The 18018-nt window shown below is 43.7% G+C and carries 21 protein-coding genes and 3 pseudogenes; 14 read left to right on the top strand and 10 right to left on the bottom strand.

The window, feature by feature from the left end:
- Nucleotides 1-81 precede the first annotated feature (81 nt).
- Nucleotides 82-2319: pseudogene (locus JCM17471_RS03865) on the bottom strand (LTA synthase family protein).
- 150 nt (nucleotides 2320-2469) lie between these two features.
- Here JCM17471_RS03865 and JCM17471_RS03860 point away from each other — a divergent pair.
- Nucleotides 2470-3078 (top strand): VanZ family protein, encoded by a 609-nt coding sequence (locus tag JCM17471_RS03860; protein ID WP_054776887.1) that lies wholly within the window; start codon nucleotides 2470-2472, stop codon nucleotides 3076-3078.
- A 38-nt stretch (nucleotides 3079-3116) separates the two neighbouring features.
- Here JCM17471_RS03860 and JCM17471_RS03855 read toward each other — a convergent pair.
- Nucleotides 3117-4179 (bottom strand): annotated as a pseudogene (locus tag JCM17471_RS03855) (tagatose 1,6-diphosphate aldolase).
- A gap of 400 nt (nucleotides 4180-4579) precedes the next feature.
- Between JCM17471_RS03855 and JCM17471_RS03850 the strand changes: the two are divergent.
- Both JCM17471_RS03850 and JCM17471_RS03845 read left to right on the top strand, forming a co-directional pair.
- A pseudogene (locus JCM17471_RS03850) lies at nucleotides 4580-5363 on the top strand (GRP family sugar transporter); the annotation flags it as partial.
- Nucleotides 5364-5587: 224 nt separating this feature from the next.
- Nucleotides 5588-6928 carry a glucose-6-phosphate isomerase gene (locus JCM17471_RS03845; protein ID WP_054776886.1) on the top strand — a complete coding sequence of 447 codons (1341 nt, stop codon included), beginning with the start codon at nucleotides 5588-5590 and terminating at the stop codon, nucleotides 6926-6928.
- 131 nt (nucleotides 6929-7059) lie between these two features.
- Here the strand turns inward: JCM17471_RS03845 and JCM17471_RS14935 are convergent, their stop codons facing one another.
- From JCM17471_RS14935 to JCM17471_RS14920, 6 genes are all read right to left on the bottom strand, one after another.
- Complete coding sequence (locus JCM17471_RS14935) at nucleotides 7060-7662, bottom strand: site-specific integrase (protein ID WP_263849404.1); 603 nt, start codon at nucleotides 7660-7662, stop codon at nucleotides 7060-7062.
- The gene (locus tag JCM17471_RS14930) at nucleotides 7641-8255 is read right to left on the bottom strand and encodes a tyrosine-type recombinase/integrase (protein ID WP_225354112.1); all 615 of its coding nucleotides are present in this window, start codon (nucleotides 8253-8255) and stop codon (nucleotides 7641-7643) included. Before JCM17471_RS14930 ends, JCM17471_RS14935 begins: the two co-directional genes overlap by 22 nt.
- A 98-nt stretch (nucleotides 8256-8353) precedes the next feature.
- A complete protein-coding gene (locus JCM17471_RS03835) occupies nucleotides 8354-9046 on the bottom strand; it encodes an SLAP domain-containing protein (RefSeq protein WP_054776885.1) in 693 nt (230 codons plus the stop codon).
- A 263-nt stretch (nucleotides 9047-9309) separates the two neighbouring features.
- Nucleotides 9310-9624, bottom strand: a complete 315-nt coding sequence (locus JCM17471_RS03830; RefSeq protein ID WP_054776884.1) for a hypothetical protein — start codon at nucleotides 9622-9624, stop codon at nucleotides 9310-9312.
- 343 nt (nucleotides 9625-9967) lie between these two features.
- Nucleotides 9968-10165: a hypothetical protein gene (locus tag JCM17471_RS14925; RefSeq protein ID WP_225354111.1), complete on the bottom strand. Its 198-nt coding sequence runs from the start codon at nucleotides 10163-10165 to the stop codon at nucleotides 9968-9970.
- A gap of 160 nt (nucleotides 10166-10325) precedes the next feature.
- On the bottom strand, nucleotides 10326-11210 hold the full coding sequence (locus JCM17471_RS14920; RefSeq protein ID WP_225354110.1) for a helix-turn-helix domain-containing protein: 885 nt from the start codon (nucleotides 11208-11210) through the stop codon (nucleotides 10326-10328).
- Nucleotides 11211-11358: 148 nt separating this feature from the next.
- Here JCM17471_RS14920 and JCM17471_RS03810 point away from each other — a divergent pair, with 148 nt between their 5' ends.
- Together JCM17471_RS03810 and JCM17471_RS03805 are read left to right on the top strand one after the other, a co-directional pair.
- Nucleotides 11359-11583 (top strand): helix-turn-helix transcriptional regulator, encoded by a 225-nt coding sequence (locus JCM17471_RS03810; protein ID WP_156321583.1) that lies wholly within the window; start codon nucleotides 11359-11361, stop codon nucleotides 11581-11583.
- Nucleotides 11584-11588: 5 nt separating this feature from the next.
- Nucleotides 11589-11789, top strand: coding sequence for a hypothetical protein (locus tag JCM17471_RS03805; RefSeq protein ID WP_054776881.1), 201 nt, complete (start codon nucleotides 11589-11591; stop codon nucleotides 11787-11789).
- On the opposite strand, the gene JCM17471_RS13915 is transcribed toward JCM17471_RS03805, so the two are convergent.
- Both JCM17471_RS13915 and JCM17471_RS16375 read right to left on the bottom strand, forming a co-directional pair.
- Complete coding sequence (locus JCM17471_RS13915) at nucleotides 11746-12015, bottom strand: hypothetical protein (protein WP_147661044.1); 270 nt, start codon at nucleotides 12013-12015, stop codon at nucleotides 11746-11748. The genes JCM17471_RS03805 and JCM17471_RS13915 overlap by 44 nt on opposite strands.
- 139 nt (nucleotides 12016-12154) lie before the next feature.
- The gene (locus JCM17471_RS16375) at nucleotides 12155-12346 is read right to left on the bottom strand and encodes a helix-turn-helix domain-containing protein (protein ID WP_225354109.1); all 192 of its coding nucleotides are present in this window, start codon (nucleotides 12344-12346) and stop codon (nucleotides 12155-12157) included.
- Between the two features lie 201 nt (nucleotides 12347-12547).
- Here JCM17471_RS16375 and JCM17471_RS03800 point away from each other — a divergent pair, with 201 nt between their 5' ends.
- The 9 genes from JCM17471_RS03800 to JCM17471_RS03755 form a co-directional block, all read left to right on the top strand.
- Nucleotides 12548-12754 (top strand): helix-turn-helix domain-containing protein, encoded by a 207-nt coding sequence (locus tag JCM17471_RS03800; protein ID WP_054776880.1) that lies wholly within the window; start codon nucleotides 12548-12550, stop codon nucleotides 12752-12754.
- Entirely contained in the window at nucleotides 12754-13032 is a 279-nt protein-coding gene (locus JCM17471_RS03795; protein WP_054776879.1) for a hypothetical protein, read from the top strand. Before JCM17471_RS03800 ends, JCM17471_RS03795 begins: the two co-directional genes overlap by 1 nt.
- Nucleotides 13033-13064: 32 nt before the next feature.
- Nucleotides 13065-13298, top strand: coding sequence for a hypothetical protein (locus tag JCM17471_RS03790; RefSeq protein ID WP_054776878.1), 234 nt, complete (start codon nucleotides 13065-13067; stop codon nucleotides 13296-13298).
- Between the two features lie 80 nt (nucleotides 13299-13378).
- On the top strand, nucleotides 13379-13900 hold the full coding sequence (locus JCM17471_RS03785) for a helix-turn-helix domain-containing protein (protein ID WP_225354117.1): 522 nt from the start codon (nucleotides 13379-13381) through the stop codon (nucleotides 13898-13900).
- Between the two features lie 400 nt (nucleotides 13901-14300).
- A complete protein-coding gene (locus tag JCM17471_RS03775) occupies nucleotides 14301-14537 on the top strand; it encodes a hypothetical protein (protein WP_054776875.1) in 237 nt (78 codons plus the stop codon).
- 1 nt (nucleotide 14538) lies between these two features.
- The gene (locus tag JCM17471_RS03770) at nucleotides 14539-15402 is read left to right on the top strand and encodes a DUF1351 domain-containing protein (protein ID WP_054776874.1); all 864 of its coding nucleotides are present in this window, start codon (nucleotides 14539-14541) and stop codon (nucleotides 15400-15402) included.
- Nucleotides 15403-15466: 64 nt separating this feature from the next.
- Nucleotides 15467-16402: an AAA family ATPase gene (locus JCM17471_RS03765; protein WP_054776873.1), complete on the top strand. Its 936-nt coding sequence runs from the start codon at nucleotides 15467-15469 to the stop codon at nucleotides 16400-16402.
- 1 nt (nucleotide 16403) lies between these two features.
- A complete protein-coding gene (locus JCM17471_RS03760) occupies nucleotides 16404-16952 on the top strand; it encodes a DUF669 domain-containing protein (RefSeq protein ID WP_054776872.1) in 549 nt (182 codons plus the stop codon).
- Between the two features lie 73 nt (nucleotides 16953-17025).
- Nucleotides 17026-18018: phage replication protein O (locus JCM17471_RS03755; RefSeq protein WP_054776871.1), on the top strand; the 993-nt coding region annotated here is incomplete at its 3' end.

The raw sequence follows: 18018 nt of genomic DNA, 5'->3' as shown, positions 1-18018 counted from the left end.
ATTTTCGAAGAAATATTTGTTTTTAAAGCCAAAAAAGGTCGTGAACACCCGTTTAGTAGGTGTTTACGACCTTTTTAATAGTTAAGGCTGTTCTTGCTGTGCACTCGTGGTGCTCGTACTGCTGGATGAGGAATCGGAACTGTCTTCCAGTGCCTTGAGAATTTTGGTTGGATATGTGGTCAGAGGGGACGCATTTTCCGCAATCTCTGGTGCATCCGTTTTGAACAATGAGACGGTGCTCTTGTCATTATTGCGACTAAAGAGGGAAGTTGACTTTGGTCCCAGTTGTTTCTCAATTGTCAGCACACTGGTTAAACTGCGCATATAATCAACGGCTTTGGGGTTGATCGGTTTGAAGTTAGGTGGTGTATAGAACCGTAATAGATTCTTATTGGCCACGTTGTCGGACAAGTCCAATTTCTCATCGACCTTGGCCTGATCAGCATCGAGCGTTTTTTTTGAGTTGCGCCGTTGGCTGAATCAGCTCGCCTGTCTGGTTGGCATAGACCTTGCTACCAATGACTGTGTACTGTGGTGTGATGAAGTTGTGGTTACGAAAGGCCACGACTTGACTGTGTTGCTTGGACAACAGATCAGTTCCGAACTGAACATAATCTTGACTGTTGATGCCGAGCAGATGCAACAGTGTCGGTAAGACATCGATTTCGCCACCGTACTGGGATTGAATCCCACCCTTGAGGCCTTCGCCATAAAACATCAGTGGGACGCGTTGTAGTGCTGTGTTATCAAAACTGGTCCATTGCGCGGGATCCTTGTTCAGTAGGGGTGCGAGTGCTTGGTTGCGGTCGTTACTGATACCGTAATGATCCCCGTACAGCATGACCAGCGTGTTCTTAGAAAGACCTGATGACTTCAGGTAATCGAAGAACTCTTTAATCGCCTGGTCGAGATAATGAGCGGTTTGGAAGTAACCGTTGACCGTATCATCGCTGGTTCCCGCGTTTGGGAAGTTGGTGTCCGTGTCCGTGATGAAGAATGGAAAATGATTGGTCGTCGTGATGATTTTGGTGTAGAAGGGTTGCTGCATGTGTTCGAGGTACTTGATGCTTTCCCCAAACAGCAATTTATCCTTGATTCCATACTCGGTGGTGGCGTTGCTTCGTGATCATAGAAGTTGCCATCAAAGAAGTACTGGTAGCCTAGGCCCTTGTAAACATTGTTACGATTCCAGAAGCCACCGGAGCCGCCATGGAAGACCGCACTCGAGTAGCCCTGTATTTGGTTCAAAATCGCTGGTGCCCCCTGGAAGGTATTATCGGTTCCCAGTGACGAGAAAAGCGACCCTGTTGGCAGTCCGAATGTGCTGGTTTCCAACATATTTTCGGCATCAGATGTTTTACCCAAACCGACCTGATTGAAGAAATTGCTGAAACTGATGGTCGATTTGTTGTGGTAGAGTGAGTTCAAAAATGGCGTCACTTCTTGACCATCGACTTTCATGCCGATTAAGAATTGCTGGAAGCTTTCTAGGTGAATCACAATCACATTTTTGCCCTTGGCTTGACCAAAGTAGGCCGGATTAGGCGCGGCATAGTGACTCTTGGTGTATTGCAAGACAGTGTCCATATCGGCGCTGTCCGCTTGTGCCCGTACCTGATTGGTCTGCGCCGTCTTAACACCGTCATAGACCGTAAAAGGCGCGAGTCCCAGATATTTGACGATATAATTACGATCAAATGTCCGTGTCAGTAACTGTGGGCGATTGAGCTCACTGATTGCCATGTTGATGCTGAATAGCGCCAGTGCCGCAATGGTGACCGCTTGAGGGAAATGATAGGCGGGCGGACGAGAATCAAATGTCAGCCCGAAATGCGGCCACCGCAATGATTGCTGATTGAGATAGCGGATGATGTTCACAATCCCGAATCCGAGATAGCCTAACCCGACAACCAGAAAATCGAGTACATAGATGATATCGCGAATCCGTACCATGTTGAGTGAGCTAGCCCCTAAGCCTTGGGCGACTTTTGAGACCCCGAGCATGGTGTTCACCGTCATGAAATCACTGAATTCACGATAGTAGAGGACGTTTGCAATGAGTAAAATCGTCGAAATGATATAAATAAGGGCAGCGGTTATGTAGGCGCGTTTTGGATGCCGAATGTAGAGGCTGAGTGAGAGCAACAAAAGGCTGATTCCGATTGGATTACAGATCAGAATGATTTGTTGCAAAATACCGGTCGCTCCTAATGAAAAGTCGACATAGTAAGCAAAGAGGGTTTTGGCCCACAATAGGCTGAGTAAGATTAAGACAAAGCCAAAGCGTGTGGTCAAAAGCCGGTTGGTAAGCGCACGCAAAGTGTCGCCTCCTTTCCTTGTATCTTTGTTATTGTACTCGTAAGCTGTCCAATCGGGCAACTTTTCAAAGGGTAAGAATTTTCAAAGGAAACCCAAAATCGGGGTGACCGAAAGAAAATTTGCTACAATAGGAACATCGGAGGCAAGCAAATGATATTTTTAGGTCCGCTGTACCAGTGGGTTGTCGCACATTTTTCAGAACGCATCAATCACTTCCCACTGATTCGACTCGTGATGTATTCATTGGATAAAACCATTCTATATTTACTGTTGTTTTTGGGTATTCGGCTAGTCTATAACGCCTTAACACAAAAAACGCGGTGGCAACAAGAAGTGAAGGTCGCAATTTTTTCGGGTTATATCATCTTGCTACTCGCGCTGACTGTCTTTCGGCATGCCTATTATCCTTGGCAGCTTCATTTTTACTTTGATCGACCGCTATCTGCCATCAATACGCAGCCGTTCATCGAAACAATCAAGCTATCGGCTGGGCGGAGCCAATTCGATTTCTGGTATCAATCGTTAGGCAACATCGGTTGGTTTGTGCCGTTTGGCTTTGGCTTACCGTGGATCAGTCAACACCGGCGATCTGGGCTTGCCGTGGTGTTCTGGGGGATCGTCTTGTCACTTGGCATTGAGACCATGCAGTTCCTGTTAATCAGCGGGATTGCGGATATCGATGACGTCATCTTCAACACACTGGGAGCCTTGGTGGGGTGGTTGCTGTATCGCGTGACCCATTTAATCGTTAAAAAATAGCGCCTGTGAGCAGACAAGATCTGCCTCACAAGCGCTATTTATGTGATTGATTTAAATTTTAAGTTTTTGGTCGTAACGTCGATGTTGTCGAGACCACCATACCAGCTGTACCAAGGCTTTGCATACCGGTTCAAAATGGCATTGAGTTCTTCAACGTTTTTGCTTACCCACAGTGTCCAGCCATTCGATGAGGGCTTCTCGGCCACCTTGCGCGTAAACTTCAACACCGTTCAACCAGGTGGCACGGCCGCCGAGAATCCCGTTGTATTGATTGCCAGACTTACCAGCAAAAATCAATTCATCACGGAAGGTTTCAGCGGGCACACCAGCTGAGAGATAGATGAATGGGCGATCGATTTCAGAATTCATGCCATCAAAAATCTTGGCAACTTCATCTTGAGAATAGGCAGGATCAACACCGTCTTTAGCGTAACCTTCGACAAAGTCCCAGTTGACGGGGATTTCTGCCTTAATCACATCGATGTTGTACTTGGCCTTAGAGAATTCCTTCATCCCGTTTAAGACGAGTTCAGGCTTTGCAATCGCGTATTCGCGACTCTTTTGATCTGGGATAGCATCGGTATAACTGACTAATTCAACAAATAATGGGAGATCCGCTGCGAGTGCTTCGTAACCCAACCGTTCAACAAAGGCGTGCTTGACGTCATTGATTTCTGGCTTGTCATCAGGGTTGTAATAGATCAGCACCTTGGCAGCGTCGGCGCCCTTGTCCACTAAGCGTTGCATACTTTCGTTAGGCAGCAATTCAGGGAAGCGACCTTCTTCATCAGCGTCATAGCCGGTCTTTTCATAGGAAAGAATCAAGCCAGCGCTTTTATCCATCGACTTCATGCCTTTGAATCCGAGTTCTTCATCGATCAACAGACCAGATGCGTACTTGGTGAGCTCTTGTGCGACTAATTCCTTGAATTCATAGACCATGTCGAGACTATAGGTCTTGCCTGCTTTTTCTGCGGCAGCGCGCATAATCCGTTTCATTGAACCGCGTTGGTCAATAGCGAGGGCTGCGATAATACCGTTATCATTAGAGAGCTTTTGAAGCCGGTCGAACTTACCACGAGACATTTGCTTTTTTGTCATAAAGGATCCCTCCAGATCATTTGATACCCGCATTGTACAAGATGGTTGCGACCAATGCAACTTTGGTCAATCGGCATTTGACCAAGAGAAAATAATCGGCCACGCAATCGATTTCAACGCAATGAGACGGGCATATAAATGGACAAGAATGTTATTTTAGTTCTCATTATTTACTCATAAAATAGCCCACAATGTTCTAAAATGAGAATATTCTAAGTGGTCTAGACTAATTGAAAATTTTTGAAAACTTGTCAGAAAGGGAACCGGTTTCCTGGATGCGTTTTCATTATGACAATACCGCTAAATAGGGCTTGCGTTGAAAACGAAATCACGATAGACTTGTTTTCTGTATTAATTACATCTGCAATTTAAATCAATCTTATAGAGAAAGAGGAACATCATGGGGATTATTTTAGCACTGATTCCAGCCTTGGCTTGGGGATCAATTGGTTTAGTGAGTGGTAAGTTAGGCGGTAATGCTTATCAACAGACATTAGGGATGACATTCGGCGCCTGGTCTTCGGTATCGGGACATGGTTAGTTGCGCAACCTGTTATGGATACCAAGGTTTGGTTACTCGGTATTTTGTCCGGCCTGTTCTGGAGCTTAGGCCAGAGCCAACAGTTCCAAGCGATGAAATACATGGGTGTTTCCATGACTGTTCCTATGTCAACGGGGATGCAGTTAGTTGCGAACACCTTAGCGGGCGCGCTGTTATTCTCAGAATGGAAAACAGGGAGCACGGTTGGCTTAGGTTTACTAGCATTGTTCTTCTTGATTCTTGGTTCCACTTTGACTTCTCGCAAGGAAAAGTCCGATCAAGTGAGTGGCGAGAATTCTGTTGGTAAGGGGATTCGAACCTTACTGATCTCAACAGCTGGTTATGCCGGCTACACGATTGTCTTTAAGGCGGGGAACTTGGATGCCTTAGCAACCGTTCTGCACAAAGTATTGGGATGGTTATCGGGGCCAGCCTGTTCTCTATCGGTAAGAATGCGTTAAGCAAGGAAACCGTGAAGAATACCTTGACTGGTTTGCTGTGGGGCACAGGGAATGTGTTCATGTTGTTAGCCACTAGTTCAGTTGGTTTGGCCATTGCCTTTTCCATGTCCCAAATGGGGATTGTCATCTCCACATTCGGTTCCATTTTCTTATTGGGCGAAAAGAAGACCAAGAAAGAAATGCGCTATGTCACCTGGGGGAGTATCTTTGTTATCTTAGGTGGGATTGTGCTCGGGATTATGAAATAATTGTTCCTCAAATCAGCAGGTCGGGCGTGGCGCAATGCACGCTTCTCGACCTGCTTTTTCTTTGCTTAAAATTGAGCTAACTCTATAAGAAAGACTTGCTTTTTGCAGGATAGCGCTTAAAGTGAAAATTGATTTGAAAACTAGGAGGAACGCAAAACATGGCTCATATTAAATTTGATTCATCAAAGCTTGGCCAATTCGTTCATGACAACGAATTAGGTCAAATGCAAGCGCTCGTAACTGCTGCTGACCAAGAATTACGTAATGGTACAGGCGCAGGGAGTGACTTCCGCGGGTTCTTAGACTTACCCGTTAATTATGACAAGGACGAATTCGCTCGCATCAAGGAAGCTGCAAAGCAAATCCAAAGCGATTCCGAAGTCTTTGTTGCAATTGGGATTGGTGGTTCATACTTAGGTGCCCGGATGGCAATCGACTTTTTGTCACACACCTTCCGTAACGCAGATCCTAATTTGAAGCTGCCTGAAGTTTACTTTGCAGGGAACTCCATCTCCAGTTCTTATTTATCAGACTTACTTGAAATCATCGGCGATCGCGACTTCTCCATCAACGTGATTTCTAAGTCTGGGACAACAACAGAACCTTCTATCGCATTCCGGATTTTGAAGGCGAAGTTAATCGAAAAATATGGTAAAGACGAAGCTAAGAAGCGTATCTACGCAACAACTGATCGCGCTAAGGGTGCTTTGAAGACCGAAGCCGATGCAGAAGGCTATGCAGAATTTGTTGTGCCTGATGACTTGGGTGGCCGTTACTCCGTGATGTCTGCTGTTGGTTTGTTACCAATTGCTGTTGCCGGTGGTAACATCGACGACATGATGAAGGGCCTGGGCGACGCTGCTAAGGAATACAGCAGTGATGACCTGTCTAAGAACGAAGCTTATCAATATGCTGCTTACCGGAACATCCTTTACCGGAAGGGCTACACGACTGAATTGCTTGAAAACTACGAACCAACTTTGCAATACCTTGGCGAATGGTGGAAGCAACTCATGGGTGAATCTGAAGGTAAGGACCAAAAGGGTATCTACCCATCAAGTGCTAACTTCAGTACTGACTTACACAGTTTAGGTCAATACATCCAAGAAGGTTTGCGTAACTTAATGGAAACTGTTGTCTGGGTTGAAAATCCTACTCACGACTTGAAGATTCCTGCTGAAGAAGGCAACTTGGATGGCTTAGGCTACCTTGAAGGCCGTTCTATGGCTGAAGTTAACCGCAAGGCCTACGAAGGTGTTGTGCTCGCACATACCGACGGCGGTGTTCCTGTGATGACTGTTTCGATTCCTCAACAAGACGCTTACACATTAGGCTACATGATCTACTTCTTTGAAGCAGCTGTTGCCATCTCTGGTTACTTGAACGGGATTAACCCATTTGACCAACCAGGTGTTGAAGCCTACAAGAAGAACATGTTCGCACTTCTTGGCCGCCCTGGCTATGAAGAAATGACTAAGGAATTAAACGCACGCTTGTAATATCAAGGCTTTGAGCGTTTCTTAGGTTAAATAAGAAAAGACCTCTCATCTGATATATAAACTCCCGTGAATGACTTATGAATGACTAGACATTCATTGGAGCTTAAAATAATCAGGTTTGAGGTCTTTTTTTAATGCTCATTATTTAAGTAGCGTTCAAACTTTTGGTGGTTCGAGCTTTTCTTGGTCGGTGATATTTCCGCATAGATTTCGGTGGTGGCGACATTTTTGTGTCCTAGATCGTCTTTGATGTCATCAAGGCTCAATCCTGATTCACGCATCAGCACTGCATGAGTGTGCCTTAAATCGTGAATTCTGATATGAGGGAGCCCGGATCGTTTCACAATACGGACGAACGCCGAAGAAGCGCCACGAGCTTTCACGGGCTGTCCTCGCTTTGCCTCGCTTGTAGTATAGACAAAGACCATACCATCATTATTTTGTGTGGATGTGAGTAACACTGTCACATCATTCTCGCTGAATTCAATCTGGTAAAGTTGCTTGAGTAAGGTGGATACACGAGCTGTCATGATAACTTCGCGAATTGATGAAGGGGTCTTAGGACGATCCACTAGTACTTTGTCCACGTTTTCGCCTTTTTCGGCGCGATAGATGCGTGTTTTGTTAATACTGATGGTATTGGACTCGAAGCTAATATCTGACCACTGCAAGGCCATAACTTCGCCAATTCGGAGTCCTTCATCGATCATGATCAAAAAGAAGGGGAGCCACATAGGCTCACGCTCCTTTTGGGCGGTTGCAATGAAGGTATCAATTTGGTCCTTATTCCAGAAATGTAGCTTCTTCTGATCGTTATACTTCGATGATTGGTTGAATTCGACGCCAGTTGTTGGATTTCGCTCAATGTAACCAATAGCGATTGCTTTTTCATCGCATTGCTCACGGTCCCGTTGATGAGCTTTACTGTATTTATAGATAACCCTTGATCAAGTAGGCTATCAATAAAATCTTGATGCTCACGCAGCGTATATTTCGACAAGATGAATTCGCCAATTTGAGGAATAATATACTTTTTGAGATTGTAGCGATAGATGATCATTGTGCCTTCCTTGACGTTCTTCTTGTACTTGGTGATCCAATCGTTTAAGTACTGTGCTATTTTAATTTGTCGGCCAACTACAGAGGCAGTACCGCGGATAACCTCGCTTTCAAGGATAATGGCTTCTTTCCTAGCTTCTTCTTCGCTATTGAATCCGCGGCGCATGATGATGTTCTTTTTCCCGGTCTTAGGATTCTTTCCAGCGAAAACTTGGAAATACCATTTTTCAATTCCAGATTTTAACTTATATTTTTTGATTGAGGCCATGATTATTCCTCTTTCTGAATTTTAAATAGCTGAAATGCAAACATATGTTCTTTTTATGTGTGAAATAAAAGCCCCAAAGTAGGGGCTTTGTGTATTAATTATTTGACAGTACCGTAAGAGGCATCAACCCATTGATTTTGATTACCTAACGGTAGAAAGTTTTTCCGTTTAATTGTTTTCTTGGCTAGAATCTTCCAGCTGCTGTTTGTTTTTAAGAAACGACCAGTTGACTTTCCGTCTTTATCCCAAAGAACAGTGGACCAAGTAGGATGTTTTGGTACTTTGACAGTGAACACGCCACTCATTGGGGTTTCCTTTGCTGTGTTGCTGGGTTGAGCGGGTTGGTTTGTGCCGGCAATTAAGACATCGCGAGCACTAATCCATTGACTACCGCCCAAGTCGTAAGCCATGTCAGTAGTACCTGTGCGCTGAACACCATAAACATGCCATGAGGTTCCTTTGTTCAACTTACGATTGAGAGACTTGGTTAAGTATTTATCGCTGAACAGACTAGCTGTTTCACTTGCCACAGTTGCAACACCGTCAAAATCGTCATACCCAATATTAACAACCGTAAATGTCACAGGTGATTCATCTTTAAATACATAATCATAAGGATACTTACCATTGGGTTGTTGACTAGCTGCAACAGCAATAGTGTTATTTGGCATTTGAAGATATCCGCTCTGTGCAGTATTAATGCTTTCATTAATTGGAATTTGAAGATTTTGGGTGCCAAGAACCTTGCCATTAAGATTTTTGTAAGTAATAGGGACTGTCAGAAGTTTCACAAGAGCAACTTTGAAAGGACCTTCAGTTGTAATTCCTGTGAAGAATCCACGCGGTAAGTTTGCGGGTTGTGATAGATCGTGTTGAGCAGTGCGACTAGCAAAAGTATAGCCCTCTGGTGGAGTTAGATTAGAGATGATATTTGTCTCAAACTCAGTGGCATTAACTGGTTTGACTTCTTTGCCTGTGACATCTTTCTTAATTTCATTACCCTGAGTATCTACATAAATGAACTGAGCATTCAGTTTCTTTCCGAAGACAAATTTTAGTACTTGTCCGCTTTGAACCTTTTTGTATGTCTGATTAGCTGAAACAACAGGGCCATAAGTACCTGGCTTAATCGATCCGGTATAGATATCTCCCCAAATGGATAAGCGTCAACGTTACTGCCCTGCTTAACCTGATGTTGTTGTGAGGAAAGAATGTTACCTTTTGTATCTATATTCGTAATGGTGACGGTAACCATGGTTGCTTCTGAAGTACTTGTATCGGCTAGGACAGTTGTTGCGTTTGTAACCATAGGTGCTGATACCGCTAATAATGCAGCACTAACAAGAATCCCACTAGTCAACTTTTTCATATAAAATATCCTCCAAAATATGATATAATTTTTTTGTACTTATCTATGATCCCTTAGCCGGCCCAACGGTTAGGGGATTTTTACTTTTGAAACGTTATTTTTTTAAAATGAAGTTATATAGACTCTATTGTATCAGGGGTTGCTTTGAATAATTTGATGCAAGATGATGAAATAAAAGCCCCGGGAGGGAGCAACGCCCTCAACGTGGCTTGCACACGTTCGCCGCTGGAGAGGGATAGGACTTATTTGCTTTCTACTTTATTTTTATTTTCTTTTTTGTTAGCAACTACGTGCCAAATCAAGAAACCAAATCCTGCGATTAGCCCAAGGAATGACCAAATGATTAAGTCAGAGAAGATGCCGGCGTTGCAAAGCCTAAAAGCGCAGCAATTGCTAGCATAATCGCGCATGCGATGTCCCCACCGAGTTTTTCCTGTTTACGAGTTGAAATATAAACAATGCCAGACACCAAAAACATGATCGAAAGCAAAACGCCTGCGGTACCACCGACCTGGCCATTTTCACTAAGGCTATTACCCAAGCCAACGATGCTTGACTGGAAAAAATGAAAACCGATAAAACAATCATAAGAATACCGACAACTAACTTTGTAACTTTCACTTTACATACCTCCAAAGTATGATATTATTTTTTGATATAATTTTCACCCGCCCTCAACCTGCCCAAAGGTTAGGGGCTTTTTATTTGATCAAGTCGAAATACTCATGCATCCAGCCAGGAAGTCCATACTCACTAAGAACTGCACCGTAGTTCATCGGTGAAATTTCTTGATTCCCAAAAAGAAGTTCGAACATAAAGCAATTTGCCTCATACTCAACGCTGCCAACCGAAGGACGCAACCCCATCCGGTTAAAAAAGTTGGTATCAAATCTGCTATGCATTTTACAGTGGCCGAGTTCATGCCCACAGATGCTCAAATTAGTTAGCTCATCGTTTTTAAGATTCAACACTATTGTTGGTATGCGATACGAATGCATACTGTACCCCAAAATATCAGTACCTAATTCTTGGAAATCAATATAAATGCCTGATTGCTTAGCAATATCAAACGGATCTCTCGAGTTGAATTGCCGAATCAGGTGGTCAGCGGATGCTATTGCATCGTGAGCTTTAGTCATAAGCAATGCCTCCAGATTATTGTTCACTACCTCGATATTTCTTTGGTGTGAATTTCTTTTTGCTAGTTCTTTTGAAAGAGCAATAGTCTGTCTCATAGAGGCTTTAAGCAGCTCACGATCTTGATCGCTAAGTTTTGCACCATTTTGAAAATAGTTGATGCCACCGTTTTCTGACACGCCGTTTAGCATATTCTCAAGCTCGGTGTCGATGTCTTGTTGATCTTTATCAGTTAACGAATAATAGTGAGGTTTATCCGCATTGCCCATTAAGTAATCAGTAGAAACATCAAAGAGGTTAGCCAAAAACTTAATTGATTTCATCGGTGGTTCGCGAGTTCCTCGCTCCCAAGCCCCGATTGTTTTATCAGACACGCCGAGTTTTTCGCCAAGCGTCTCTTGCGTATATCCATACTTAGTTCGAAGCTCTTTAAGTCGTATGCCGAACATAATGTAACCTCCTTGAAGTAAATACTACAAAAAGTAGCAGCTGAAATAAATACACAAAATGTAGCTTTTTGTTTACAACTACATTTAGTAGTGTTATGCTGTTTATATAGCAAAGCTACAAAACGTAGCTGTAAATAGAGGTGATTTGATGAATAATTTACGGAAGTTGCGTGAGTCAAAAGGAATTAAAACGCAAAAACAGTTGGCGGGAATACTTGGTGTATCGCACCAAAGTGTCCAAAAATGGGAGTCTGGGGAACGAACACCGCGACCTGCAATGATGCAAAAAATTCAGGATCTATTCGGCGTTCCAAAAGAAGAGATTTTTTTACAGCATTCAGCTACGTTATGTAGCTTAAAAGAACGGAGGTGATAGCCATGACACGAAAGCAAGTTTTCCAAAAACACGATGCTTTGAATAAAAGACGACAGTTTATCACTGAAGAGTTGGGTGAGGCCAAACTCAAAGAAGTGATAACTGCCGTAGGCAAGCTAATTGACGAGCAACAAATATTACCAGCACAACTGATTGATGTTATTCAATATCGTCAATCGCTAGATGTACTTCCTGATCTGTAACTGATAGAACAAACGCTGATTCATCACGTTCAATGTTGTATTTTCTAAAATGATGATTGATATCAGCCACTGAGAGAATCGCGCCGTATAAGTTTTCAATCATATCGTCAGCCATTCGTGATTGACAAAAAGGACATTCGATGTGCTGAGGTTTACGAGTTGCTGAGATTGGAAAATCATTACCACAAGAAACACAGTGAAGTTTCGCAATTGTTACCATAGACATTTTATCACCTCCTTTCATGGTAAACGTCATGAAAGAAGGCTACTTCTCCACCTCGTTGTCACCAATCAGGATCCGTCTCACACGTTCCTTTTCTTCATCAGTAAGCGCGTTTCCAAGTTCTTCCCACTTGTCGCGTTGCTTAGCAGCGCTCGTGCCGTTTGGCCGTTCGTTGTATGGGGGGGAAGTCCAGAAGCTCTGTGAGGGATATATTGAAGCCTTCAGCGATGGCGTATAGCGTATCAAGTTTTGGCACTGCGTTTGGTCGATTAAACAATCCGCTCAGTGTCGATTGAGTAAGACCGGATAGGGTTGCCAGTCTGTTAACAGTCATATTTTTTTTCTTCTAGTAGGTCATTAATTTTGCTGATTATTAGTTCATGATGATTCATTGTGAGAACACCTCTTTAACGCAATTGAGTTATCTTGAATTTAATTTTACCAACATTTACCCAAACGTGTTAACTTTAAACAGTTGACAATTGAACGCTAAAAAGTTAAAATATAACCATGATAAGTTGAGGGGGTGATATAGATGACATTTGCTGAACGATTTCTTCAGTTGAGAAAGTCGTCAGGAATGACGCAGGCTCAATTAGCAGATAAGAGCGGCGTGCCACAGACAACAATTTCTGGCATTGAAAACGATGGAAAAATTCCGGGTTATATGAACGCTTGGAAGTTAGCAAACGCATTAGGCATTGATATGAATGAATTTTTACCTAGGGAGGTGAAGAACTAATGGATATGCCAACAACAGTTGAGGAACTTGAACAATTTATTGATGCACGAATTGAGAATCATAAGGCTGAACGTAGCACGCCGGCCGTTCGTGGCTTTAAGCGGGAACTTGAACAATGGCTGAGTCAGCTACCAAGCAGTGACCGCAACGCAAACCGTTCAGCGGTGTATGCCGTAATCAAGACTCAGATAGGGCTTAAGAGTATACAGTCATTGAAAGACGAACAAACACCAGAAGCTCGTGAGCTTTTTGAACAGTACAAGCAATTGTTTCATTGATATTCAATTTTCAAAGAACGGAAGTGAGAGAAATGGACGATTTTGCAGACGCGATTTTGACAGTGCATGAAGCTAATCGGAAACAACAGATGTGGGAGTACTTCTTCACACGCTTTAAGGAGGTGGATGCATCTGGCCGCCACAGCATGCGATTGGCCGGAGACTTCCGAACCTTTCCGAGCCTGGTGACACAGATCGAGCGGTTGGGATTCAGGGTCACTTATGAAACCGGGTTTACTTGTTTTAACTGGCAAGGAGTTTTCTGACTTGCTTCAATAATAGCTTGTCACCGACTGGAAAAGTTGAGTGAGATTAACAGATTTTAGAGGATGTGATGATTTTGAAGATGACACTAGGGCCAATGTTGGAAGCGGTACTGCTAAAAGTAGGGATGCCGCAGAAGGCACTAGCTGCAGAAACGAGATTGAGTAAATCAACCATTAATAATTATGTTCACGGAACTAGCGTTAAGCCGAATGAGGCTGTTGATATTGCTAGATCGCTCGAAGACAGTCAGTTCTCAATGGAATTGGGCAACATGATGCTTGGCTTGATTAAGGCGTTTGACGGCGGTGCATTCTATCATGATGTGCGCGGCATACATGCCTTTGATCAGCTAGAAGAAGCAGAGGAGAAGCGAGTATATGAGGCTGGTCAAATAGAGCTGATTATGAACACACCTCATCCAACACAAGAACAGAGAGCCCAGCTCAAACGCTATCTGCTCGAAAAACTAGATAGCACAGTGATGGATGTCACTTTGTTAGCAGCGGGAGCCGAGCAGTTTGGCCTTACTATCATGGATTTATTTGAAGAGCGAATGGGTGAATATGAGCAAAAATGTTATATGAGAAAGGAGCAATCATGATGAGCGACTTAAGAGTATTGACAACTATCAAGCAGCCACGAATAAAACGAGTAAAACAACAAACCGCGTTGGTTCAAGAAATCAGCTTGACTTCGCTGTCACAAATTTGGGATGTCCCAATTTCCACCCTATCACGATGGACAAAGTTGAAATCAGATCCATTACCAAGCAAGAAAGTGGTTGGCAAGCGGCTCATAGAAGTTGAGAAGGCCGTTAAGTGGCGGAAGCGGCGCGAGCAGAATGGGAAGTGAAATAGTTATGAACGCATTGGTGATTTTAGGCCTCACATGGGGCATCGTCGTTGGTTTGTGGTGGTTATCGAGCCAACCAGTCACTTTGGTAGACCGATTCATGGCAAAGAACCAGCGTATATCAAAGTTCTTCGAATGGGAGGAGTAGCATGGATAACTTACGAATTGATAGTAAAGCAGTTCTGATGGAGAAACGCGATGAGGCCATCGAGCACTTAATGGATGACCCATCGAGTGAGAGCTGGACTTGGATTTTACAGCTATCACAACGAAAAATTGCTGAATTAAACGCAAAAAAGCCCATGTGGGTGCAACCACACGGGCAAGATGGAATAGATAATAAATCAAGTTATGGCTCAATTCTAGCACATCAGGAGGCGAAATAATATGGCGAATCAAGTATCGCTTGTTGATAACTTTGAGGTTAATTTTGAGCCGTCAACCATCACTATTGATAATTACGACAGGCTTAAGCAGGCTGTGACCCAACAAGCTGAGAAGTTCAAAGGTTTAATTGTGACCGAAGATACACTTCAATCGGCAAAGTCAGCACGGGCTGAACTTAACAGGTTTAACAAAGCGATTGACGACCGGCGGAAAGAAATTAAGCGTGAGTATAATCAGCCCCTAAAAGATTTTGAAAAAGATGTCAAAACGTTGACGGACCTTGTGAGTGTCTCAATCGATCCAATTGACGCTGGGATTAAGGACTTAGAGCAACGTCAGCAAGCTGAGCGCGAAAAGGCTGTGCTTGCCGAAATTGCCGAAATTGCTGAAAACCGTGGAATTGACCCAGCGCTAATTGAGATGAAGTCAAGCTGGCTCACGAAATCAATCAGTGGCATTCAACGAACTCGAGAAATCGGGGATGCTGCAGATTACATTGTCAAAGAGCAAGATCGTGTTGCCAATGAGAAGGAAGCTGTTAAAGCCTATGCAGAAGCAAATGGGATTGAAGCGGCTGGATGGGTTGATCAGATTGACCAAGGAGCCAGTTTCGTAGAGCTGCGCATTAAGATTGACGATGCTTTGATGGCTCGCAAGCGGGCCGAAGAAAAAGCGCGGAAACAAAAAGAAGCCGAAGATGCCATTGCTAAGATGTATCAAGAGAAATTTGGCAACTCGGTTGTTGATACTAACACAGGTGAAATTTTACAAACGGAGCAGCAAACGCTGACACCGGCAGATGATGAGCCAATGGTAACTAGGGCCATGAAAGTCACAACCACTAAACTAAAATGTGGGCGTTAGCGGAATTCATGAAAGCCAACGAAATCGTATTTGAAAGCATTCAACTGAATGAGGAGGGCTAAACATGCAAATTCAGATGGCAGAACGTACAAAAATTAAGGTACCCATTCTTTTGATGGGAGCTAGCGGGTCCGGAAAAACGTTAAGCTCACTGCTAATCGCAAAAGGGATTGTCGAATCAATGTTCCCTGATATGAATGAAACAGAACAGTGGGCAAAAATCGGCATGATCGAAACTGAACATCAGCGATCGAGTCTATATGTTAACACTCAACATGACGATACAACCATACAACCGTTTATGCAGATTGAAGTAATACCACCATTTACGGCCGATCGCTATCTTGAGGCGTTTAACGCTTTGAAGCAGGCTGGCGCTGAAGTGATCATCATTGATTCACTTAGCAGCGTATGGAGCGGTGATGGCGGCATATTAGATCAAGTTAATAAGCTTGGTGGTCAGATTGGTGATTGGAAAAAAGTTGGCCCCGAGCAACAAAAGGTATTGAATTTATTAACTGACATGCATGTTCACGTCATTGCAACGGTTCGTAGTAAGCAAGGTGTCGAGGTCACCCGCAACGATACAGGCAAGGTACAAGTTGAAAAAGTTGGTTTAAAGCCTGATCAGAAGGATGGTTTGGAATATGAATTTGCCATCACCTTTCAGCTTTACCAAAACCACTTGGCACAAGCAATGAAGGATAATTCTTCGATATTCGATACACAACAGATTCTGGGACGTCATGTTGGCCATCAGATTTACGACTGGGCAGAAGAAGGCGTTGACTTGGTTGCACAAGCCAATGAACGTAAGAAGAAAGCAATTGAAGCTATTAATCATTTGATTGGCGGGAACGCAACGTTAGAAGCCATGTTAAAGCAGTTTGGAACACAACTTAATAATTCAAATATTGAGACTTGGAATTTAGCGCAACTAACAGCCGCATACAAACAATTAGCGGCTAGTCAAAAACAAAATGAAAAGGCAGGTAATTAAAATGAGTTTCTCATATGATGAAAACAACGTTGGTATTAAGCCCTTAGAGGCTGGAGAATATGAAGTCTATCCAAGTGCATGGGCACGAGAACAATCGAAAACATCCAGCAATGACATGATTCAAATGAACTACATTGTACGTGATGATGTTGAACAGCCTGGTCAAGGTAACGAAATCCGTTTTGATAATTTTGTTTTAACGAATAGCTCAGCATGGCGCCGGAATTCACTTATTAAGGCAACGAATGCTTACCCAAACGGATTTGACTTTGGAACACCGGAAAATTGGGCTGAAGAAATGCTCGGTAAGCCAGTTAAGGTAACAGTTGAAATGGAGACTTACAACGGTAAATCAAATGCCAAAATTAAACGATTTGATAAGTCAGATTTTCCAATGACTATTCAACCGCAAGTAAAGCATCATCAACAAGCAACAAATCAACAGATGCCCCAAACGAATGCCAGTAATCCACCAGTGAGTTCTCCTGATCCGTTTGCCAATAACAATGGGAACCAAATCAATGTGTCAGATGATGATTTGCCATTCTAACACGCACTTTGACGAGGCGGCGTAACCGTTCGAATGGGTGAGAAGCCCAATATTCAGAAAGGAGGTATAGGTAGTGGATTATTTCAAGCAACGACGAGCATTTCGTAAATTACTGACAGAAGAATTGGATCTCTCATTGGGCCAAGTGAGTCTGTATCGCGAGTTATTAGACTACGCGAACGACGAGAGCAAAATGGACGTCCAATTCAAGCTCCGCAATTCGATATTGGCTAGTCGCACGGGCTTAACCGAAGAAGGCGTTAAATCAGCGCGGAACCGGTTGGTCCAAGAAAACTTGATTACCTATGTGCCTGGTAAGAAAAACAAATCGAATCCGGCGTATCAGTTGGTAAAACTATATGTTGATCACCCTAGTCAGCGTGCTAGTAGCACCTCAACTAGTTTGCCAGCTACCCCCCAACCCGCACCTCAACCTACCCCCCAGTCTACCCCGCATAAGTACTTACTAAGACATGACTATGACTTGACTAAAAAGACTTCTCGTCCAAAGTCCGACAAGCGGACGTTTGAACCCGGAGACCCTAATCTTCAAGCCGCAGAGTATCTCTGGGGGTTTATTAAAGGCAATAATCCGGAGGCTAAGCACCCTAACTTACAACGCTGGGCTAACGATATTAGGCTGATGCATGAGCGGGACAAGCGAACCTACGAGCAGATCAACGGCATGATCGTATGGAGCCAAAAAGATGAGTTCTGGCAGGCTAATATCTTGTCGGCTGGTAAACTGCGTCAAAAATATGATGCCATGCGGGCTAAGGCAAATGCAGCGTCTAAAGCAAAGCCGAAGTCATACGGCAAGCCAAAGCGAGTAGAGGCACGCCCAGACTGGTTAGCGCCCAACTATCAGCCGCCCAAAGAAGAGGTTACACCAGAGATGGAAGCTCAACTCGCGGCCAATCAGGCGAAGTTAGCTGCACTGAGACACAAAACAGCAAGGAGGAGGATGAGCATGTGGGTAGTTAAGGGTGAGCGCACAGGCAAGGCTTATTATGCCGGAGACTCACATGCGGACATGAGCCGCTGGATTAACGGAAATTACCGGCCT

It is taken from the genome of Lacticaseibacillus saniviri JCM 17471 = DSM 24301, from assembly GCF_001311785.1.
GTDB lineage: Bacteria > Bacillota > Bacilli > Lactobacillales > Lactobacillaceae > Lacticaseibacillus > Lacticaseibacillus saniviri.
This window is presented reverse-complemented; position numbering and strand designations above follow the sequence as displayed.